Below are 1,406 nucleotides of genomic sequence, written 5' to 3'. Positions count from 1 at the left end.
TACTAAGTCTATGCCAAAAGAAATGATGCCGATGGGCATCATTTCTTTTGGCATAGACTTAGTAGCAGGCAAAAAGCGAGTACCGTAACCCGCTGCAGGAAACAAACAATGTTTGATCATATTTAAGCTCTTTGACGTGAATATATTGATGGTTCTAGATTACGGGCGTGTACTTCGTGCCGCAGTAATCGTACTCGGTGCGAATTGTAACCTTTGGGTACAGTGTACGCAAATAAAAACACACAAAAGATAGGACAAATAATTTGCACGCTATCTAATTGTGAGTTTGAAAGTAATGGTTGCTAGGTTAGTGTTAGGTTGGTGTTGAATTGGTGTTAGCTAGCGCAACGCCAGGCTAAAAATCAGCTTAATCATAAAAAGCATTCAACTTTTCAATAAAGTGCTCTTTTTGATTCAATGGCAATGCATTAATACCCGCAGCGGCTTTGCGCCCCCCACCAGTAGTAAACTGAGTACAGACTTCATCTGCACCAATTCGGTTGGTTAGCGGTGCGCGAACACTCACTGTATAGTCTTGTTTCGAAGGGTTTAAAGTTAATACTGCATGTGCTTTGTTCGGTGATTGGTTCGCTAAATCGTTACCAAACACACCGCTAGTACGCCTTGCCCATGCTTCACATGGCAGTTCATACACGCAGCTGATTTCACTCTCATGGATAGGATTGAGTGCAGCAAGATTTTTAAAATCAGCCTCATAACCACGCTTCAATACAAAGTAAGGCGATGTAGGCTCATCTAACAATTGGAACGGAGCTGGATATTCTAATAACGCCTGATAAAGCTTTGCAGGTTCAATATACAGATCTGCCAGGGTTGCTCCATAACCGTTATAATTGACTAACGTGCCGAGTTCTTTAAGGAATTTTATCTGCCCAGGAGTAAAAGCATGCATGTTAGCTAAGGCCGTTGCCGTCGATAGTAAATTATCGCCAAATGCCCCCGCTATCGCCCATGCCACGTAAGGGTTATCACCTAATTTGTCTTCTAAGTGCTGATGAATGAGTAAGCTTGTGCATATCTCTGAATCGAGATTGGTGACAGCGGTTAAATGCTCAGAAGTTGGGTTATCACCCGTTCGGTGGTGATCACAATAGAACACTGGCACATCATTATTCAGAAGCACCGTCAGTGGATCGCTGTTCTTTTCCATTGAAATATCAAGCACAGTCACCGACGTGGCATCACCGGCTTTTACCACTTGCTCTAGTAATTTAATGTCTCGCTTTACGCCTGTTACTAACGTTGATTGCTTTGGCGAAGCAAAGCGAAGTTGTAGTAAAGCGATAATGCCATCGGCATCGCCATTAAATACGTCGTAATGCATCCATGAATCCTTGATGTAGTTGATAATTGTAAGCAGTTAATGAGTCTACATTCCCTTATAT

1 protein-coding gene and 1 pseudogene are annotated in these 1,406 nt (G+C 42.5%); both read right to left on the bottom strand.

The genetic code is table 11. The annotated features are described in order from the left end of the window. A pseudogene (locus tag L4C33_RS22210) lies at window positions 1-120 on the bottom strand (UTP--glucose-1-phosphate uridylyltransferase); the annotation flags it as partial. Window positions 121-367: 247 nt separating this feature from the next. Next, window positions 368-1,345, bottom strand: coding sequence for a DHH family phosphoesterase (locus L4C33_RS22205; protein ID WP_428814548.1), 978 nt, complete (start codon window positions 1,343-1,345; stop codon window positions 368-370). Window positions 1,346-1,406: the final 61 nt, after the last annotated feature.

It is taken from the genome of Vibrio makurazakiensis, assembly GCF_050337375.1.
GTDB classification, from domain to species: Bacteria; Pseudomonadota; Gammaproteobacteria; order Enterobacterales; family Vibrionaceae; genus Vibrio; species Vibrio makurazakiensis.
Note: the sequence above shows the minus strand (reverse complement) of the source record. Positions and strands in the feature narration are given on the sequence as shown.

Bases quoted from the DNA above. Each gene is read 5' to 3' on its own strand.
- L4C33_RS22205 (WP_428814548.1), bottom strand. From the start codon at position 1,345: ATGCATTACGACGTATTTAATGGCGATGCCGATGGCATTATCGCTTTA.